The organism is Photorhabdus sp. RW14-46, assembly GCF_963887965.1.
Classification (GTDB): Bacteria; Pseudomonadota; Gammaproteobacteria; order Enterobacterales; family Enterobacteriaceae; genus Photorhabdus; species Photorhabdus laumondii.
This window is the reverse complement of the sequence record NZ_CAWPHH010000033.1, coordinates 45,317-51,316: the sequence shown is the minus strand read 5'-3', so window position 1 is coordinate 51,316 and position 6,000 is coordinate 45,317. Positions and strand designations below refer to the sequence as shown.

Sequence of the window (6,000 nt, the reverse complement as noted above, 5' to 3'; positions counted from 1 at the left end):
TTCTGGGGGCAGTAGCCGCCGAAGTCAGTGGCAACAATGCGCTGGCGGGTGCAGCAGGCGCGGCGGGCGGTGAACTGGCTGCCCGAGAACTGATGAAGCATATTCACGGCGAAAATGCTAAAGTCAGCGACTTAAGTGAAGAGGAAAAACAGACCATCAGCACTCTTTCTACTTTGGCGGCCGGGCTGGCCGGCGGCATTGCCGGTGACTCCACCGGAAGCGCCATCACCGGGGCCCAGACCGGGAAGAATGCGGTTGAGAATAATGCACTGAGTGATATTGTCGAACATCAGTTATCTGGCGAATCACAAGCTGACAAATACCAAAAGGCGTTAAAACAGATTGAAACGGCAGAGGCCGAGCTTAAGGTACAGCACTGTGCGGGGCTTAGCTCTGATGCTTGTTCGGCCAAAATAGATGCCTACCGGGCAGAACTCTTTAAAGGAGCGACTTCTTTCGGAATTGACTTCGTTCCGATTGCTGGTGATATCAAGAGTTTTGCAGAAGCCCAGAGTGCGATAGACTATCTAGCGGCAGTTGTCGGTTTAGTGCCTGTTGCAGGTGATGCCGCAGGCAAAGCCATTAAAGCGGCAGAAAAAGCCTTAGTGAAAGGGGATGTTGCCGAAGCCTCTAAGTTAATTAACAAAGCCAATGATGAGATCCAGGCTGTTAAGGTGCTCGACGTTAACTCCTACAAGGAATTAAAATCTCGTGCAGTCGTGGGGGATGGACTAGAGCATGATCATATTCCGTCATTTGCAGCACTTAGAAAAGCAAAAGAAAATGAGTTGGGAAGAAAACTAACCCCCGCAGAGGAAAAAACTTTATATCAAAATGCAACGGCCGTTGAAATTCCACGGGATGCACATAAAGCCAGCCCGACTTATGGAGGTAAAAATACTCCAGCTCAAGTTCAGAAAGACGCACAGGATCTTTGTGGTGCTGTATGCCGTGATACCGAAGCTTTGAGACGTAATATGATAGAACGTGGTTATGACCCTAAATTAGTTGATGATGCGGTACGACAGATCGTAGAACGTAATCGAAGTAAAGGAGTAATGAAATAATGTTGAAATTACAAGAAATTATAGCTTTGCTTGGGTGCTCGAAGCTCGATCGTCGTTTTGTTTTATTAATTCAAGAAATTAATGAGATGCCTGATGTTTCCCCTGATATTTTAGGAGAAAGGATTTATTATTCTTTTTATAGTTCAGGAATTTTACTTTTGCTAGAGAATAATATTATAGATCAAATTACTTTCTTTATAGAACCTAGTGAAGGCTTTACTGGTTATATCGGCGAGCTACCAGAAGGTATAGAGCTAAAGGGAAAAGAGTCCGAATTTATTGAAATCATGGGAACACCAACTTCAAGCGGAGGAGGCAAACCAGATATGCTGTTGGGATACATTAACCGATGGATAAAATATGTAAGAGATAATTACGTATTACATATTGAATTCAATAAAAACAACTTCATAAGTAAGCTTTCTCTAATGCTGAAATAACATTAATCCCGATCATATGCCCTCCCCGAAAGTTGGACACCCAATAAGTAGGGGAAAGCTCTGTATAAAGAATTACAGTAAATATTTGCTCAAGTTTAAATGCAAAATTGCTCTATATTATCTTTCTACAGCCAGATGCGATAACTAGATGCTTACGCTCTATTCAGGGTGGTAAAGTGGATTTAACCACCCAGCAGGACATCACCAACCTCGGCGGGAAAATTCAAGGCCATGACCACGTTTCTACACTGGCAGACCGGGATATCACCAGTGCCTTATCCTGTGTGGAAAGATACCCTTTTGTATGTCAGACGGAGAAATAAAAAAATGCGGCCTTTAACTGACAAGTTATTATCTATTTGTAGTAATGACATTTCTTCTATTAAGCCAGAAAAATACATTGCTTCTGTTTATGGGCCATCATTAGTAGATGAATTAAGTTATCTATTAAAGAAAAAAATGGATTTTATGGGTTTAAGTCAGCCTTACAAGTTTTTCCATATGAAAAAGTGGGCGAAAAAATCGGTCTAATAGGCTAGAATAACAGTGAACTATGGATTAATTCATATGAAGATATGGTTAAAAACGCTCTTTTTTTGCAGAAGATATCTTTGGAAATCAGTTTTGTTTAAAAGATGATTGTATCTATGCATTCGATCCTGAAACAGCTTTATTTGATAAATTGGCTGAAAGCATAAATGAATGGCGTGGAATTATATTGGAAGATTACGAAGTCCTAACAGGGTGTTCTTTAGCGCATTCCTGGCAAAAAATTAATGGACCTATTCAATCTGGTTATCATTTAATACCTAAAATTCCCTTCGTTGCAGGAGGAAAATATGAGTTGGAGAATCTTTATCTATCGCGATCATTTGAAGCCATGAGAATTAAAGCTAATTTTGCTCTGCAAATACGGAATATCTCTGATGGAGAGAATATAAAAATAGATATAACAGATTGCAGATAATATGCAATTTATAGCAAATTTAAATGGGCTCCCAACCAATATGAAGTGCCCAATAAAGCTGGACAGTTTACACTAAGCGGCTAATGATACCTGAGTCAGTAACTCCACCAGATTCAGGCCATTTAATTTTTAGTTGGGATCTCACGTTGCTGAAAAACCTATTTAAAATACATCATATTGTCGCATCACCGAACATTTAAGATAGCATATTTATCGGTTGATAATTTTTTCAATATCGAATAATACCTCATTACACCAGCAAGGATAAAAAGCCTAGCAGATTAATCAGCCAGAAAAGTGATCACCGTTGGACAGGTATTTTAGCGTTAACAAAGCACGAAAAAAATTTAGAAAATAAGGATATAAATTGATTTTAATCCCAGATCACATTAAAGACATAAAAAGCAGCATAGTTTAAATCAAATCGTAGACTAAACTGATTAAAACAGTGTAAAGCCGTTTAATCCAGCGTATTTTACAGTTTTACATAATAAATGAAAAATAATAACACTGTAATTAACCAGATTCGTATTCTGTTAAATCATTCACTTGAACTTTTTTATGACAGATTATTTAACTGGTTTTATGGAAAAATTTATACCATTTAAAAAAATTATTAAAGTCTGCTCCTTTGGGAAAATAGATTGTTTGATTAAATTACTCATATGATCATATTCCCTCTTTTCCAGAAACATGAACATTAACAAAACCAATTTTTTTCTTATTTTTCACTGAAATATTTATGATAGACAGCTTTTAAGCTACTATTAAAAATCATTTTTTTAATCTCTGGTTTTAATCGGCATAAAGTTTTAACCGTTATTTTTATCCTTTATACATTTTATTTTTACTGGCTCTGTTTTACTGGTAATCCTGAGTGGTTTTTATCAATCAGTCGGTAAATAGCCTGACGATATTAAAGATATCCCTTGATGTTTTCTCCGATAACCCCTCTTTTTTTAAAAAGCTTAAATCCTACCAGATTAACCGTTTTATCTCTTTTTTATTGCATTATTTTTATAGCTTACGCCTTAAAATGACGGTGAGAAAACATCTCACTTTCAGTTCATTAAAAAACTTTCTCTATCGTGCTGATTGCTTTTTAACTTGCCATTAATGGTTAATGGGTTTCGATTAAATGTCATTAACTGCCCTGCTAAAAAGTGAAATTTATTATGTTAAATCAAGCTGTTATATAAATCCTTTAATCTATCCGCACTCGTATTTTCAAATGATTATGGCCGTAAATAGGCCGTTTTTAATCACTCTATACCATTTAAAAATCTGGCATTAATGGAGTACCTGTTTTTACCCCTTAGCTGACTCATCAACGATAAAAAGGATTTTATTATCACTAGAAAAGATTTAATAAATGGTATTTACGTTTTATATCCCCTATTTATCTTCCCCATTTTCATTAAATTTGCATTCAGTTTATTCTTTATTTTATTTTTCAGGTTTAAAACCATAGAAGGTAACAGATCAAATAATGGCATTAAGATCAAAGTCCATTTTTTAAATGATTTTTAAAATCCGGTTAATCCTGTTAAATGTTTTGAATCAGTTCAGGGATACGTAAACACTAAGGTTTTTTCAAGAGTTAATTGACCTCTTGAAAATCGTTCATTATGTTTTTTCCCCTAATGGCGGCGCATTTCATACCAACTCTGATCCAGTATCGCACGATTTAATCAGGATTTTGCCCTGACGTGGGGCCTGGGGTGTTCAACCATCCCCGCCGCTGATTTTGACAGGTTTTTCACCTTTAAGTCCTCAATGACGATCATGGCGTGGTTTTTGCTGGTGGTTTTCGCTGATAGTCATCGTGACTTTATGAAGGTAATCTTTGCGGATATTGCGATACGGGCATGTATGCTCTGGATTTTGCGTTTCTACTTTTGCCAATTATTCCTCTCCAGCTTTATGTCGGCGGGAGTACCCTTTCGAAGGAAAAGATGGCACCGTGACTTTTAGCATGGCCTCAGTGCCGCCGGTATAATCCTTCCGCTTTTTCAGAGAAAATCTTTTAATTTCCAGCTAGTTTTCAATATATATCTTAGCTATTTTCTCAAATAAAGAGCTTTTACTGACCTCCCTTAACCTTAATATATCGTTGGTAAAAGAACGTAGGAAAATAGATGTGATATTTTGTTCCATCGCATTTATCTGTTTTCCCTCTTTATCCATAGTCAGAATATTGTAAATTAAGTTCTCTTTTGCAATCGTTTGATTAGGTGAATTGCATGGTGATACAAAATACAATAAATCATCTCCCCTTGGTTGAAGATAAATATGTTCATACTGGCTATTCTGTTTAGGCGCTAAGTAATAGGGCAAAACTGTTTCAAAAGCATCAATTATATTACCACGTTTTTCTGCCGATAAATAAATTCGTGAATTATAAAATTCAGGTTCTATTTCATAATTCTCTTCAAGCTCTTTTAGAAAAATTCTTTTAATATGCAATCCTACAATCGCAGAAAAAACATTGCATAAAAATTTGCTATTTTCTTCAAATTTATCAATAAATCCTTTTATGTCATATTCCTGGTCGGAAAGATAAAAAAAGTGAACTGCTTTACAGACCGCTGGCAAACCCCATTCAAAATAATGAGGTTTGTTTTTTTCATTATGAAAAATGCTGTGTCCATTTTTTCTCACTAAGCTGGTCTGAGCACTCACCCAAATGCCATTTTGGACCCTGCTACACTGAATATTCCCCCATCCACAGATAAAAATAATAAAGCCTTGCGATCAGCAACTCTATCTGCTTGATATTTTGAACTGTTGCTACCAAAAGGCATTGTATTTTCACCTTCAGCAACCCACAAAAACGGGCCTAATGGTGCCCATGATACTGCTTTAATAGGTACAGGGGGGCACAGCTCGCTGTTCGTTCCTTGATTTGTGCAGATTGACACTGGTTTTCAGACGGGTGCTGTCAGTACAGAGTACCCGTCCACCGACCAATCTCTTGGCAATCGCTTACTCAACAATGTTGTAAAAAATTTGCCGGAAGACCTCGCTGTGACTGAAACGACGACGACATTTCTGACTCAGGGTTGAGGAATCGGGGACCTTCTCTGTCAGTCCGAAGCGCAGAAACCCGTGGTAAGCCACATTAACCTGAATTTCCTGTACCAGACAGCGTTCACTGGAAATACCAAATAAAAATAGTCCAGTAACATCATCTTGAGCAACATAACTGGATCGATAGCCGGTCAGCCATTATTGTGGCAATACAATGGGACTACTAATTCGCGGATAAATTCGAAATCAATGACGGCATCGACTTGACGGACCAAATGATTTTTAAGGGCCAGCTCGTCAAACAAGAGCGTTTCTGGTGAGAAAGTCTGGAGAGGGGGTGTTCTTAACATGGCCGCAAACCCCGTTTGGTGAACGGAGCTTAATTAAAGCAAATTGCGGGTTGAAAAATCATAACTTTGTCAATAACCTGGCTGTAACATATTATTAACATTTATTGTGATATAAATCACAATTAAAAAGAAAATAAAAAGACACT

Annotated in this window: 6 protein-coding genes and 2 pseudogenes; 5 read left to right on the top strand and 3 right to left on the bottom strand. The window is 37.4% G+C overall.

Annotation, left to right across the window (positions count from 1 at the left end; translation table 11 throughout):
* From AACQ38_RS19865 to AACQ38_RS19845, 5 genes are all read left to right on the top strand, one after another.
* A partial coding sequence (locus AACQ38_RS19865; protein ID WP_242685632.1) for a VENN motif pre-toxin domain-containing protein occupies positions 1–1,067 on the top strand: 1,067 nt, incomplete at its 5' end.
* The gene (locus AACQ38_RS19860) at positions 1,067–1,507 is read left to right on the top strand and encodes a hypothetical protein (RefSeq protein ID WP_228903144.1); all 441 of its coding nucleotides are present in this window, start codon (positions 1,067–1,069) and stop codon (positions 1,505–1,507) included. The genes AACQ38_RS19865 and AACQ38_RS19860, both read left to right, overlap by 1 nt.
* Before the next feature lie 176 nt (positions 1,508–1,683).
* Positions 1,684–1,830, top strand: coding sequence for a hypothetical protein (locus AACQ38_RS19855; RefSeq protein WP_165578880.1), 147 nt, complete (start codon positions 1,684–1,686; stop codon positions 1,828–1,830).
* A gap of 4 nt (positions 1,831–1,834) precedes the next feature.
* Positions 1,835–2,038, top strand: coding sequence for a hypothetical protein (locus AACQ38_RS19850; protein ID WP_165578879.1), 204 nt, complete (start codon positions 1,835–1,837; stop codon positions 2,036–2,038).
* A 187-nt stretch (positions 2,039–2,225) separates the two neighbouring features.
* Positions 2,226–2,474 carry a hypothetical protein gene (locus AACQ38_RS19845; protein ID WP_207631934.1) on the top strand — a complete coding sequence of 83 codons (249 nt, stop codon included), beginning with the start codon at positions 2,226–2,228 and terminating at the stop codon, positions 2,472–2,474.
* Positions 2,475–4,168: 1,694 nt separating this feature from the next.
* Here the strand turns inward: AACQ38_RS19845 and AACQ38_RS19840 are convergent.
* The 3 genes and pseudogenes from AACQ38_RS19840 to AACQ38_RS19830 all read right to left on the bottom strand — a co-directional run.
* Positions 4,169–4,384 (bottom strand): annotated as a pseudogene (locus tag AACQ38_RS19840) (transposase); the annotation flags it as partial.
* Between the two features lie 127 nt (positions 4,385–4,511).
* Complete coding sequence (locus AACQ38_RS19835; protein WP_049789728.1) at positions 4,512–5,156, bottom strand: hypothetical protein; 645 nt, start codon at positions 5,154–5,156, stop codon at positions 4,512–4,514.
* Between the two features lie 183 nt (positions 5,157–5,339).
* Positions 5,340–5,854, bottom strand: a pseudogene (locus tag AACQ38_RS19830) (transposase); the annotation flags it as partial.
* Between the last annotated feature and the right edge of the window lie 146 nt (positions 5,855–6,000).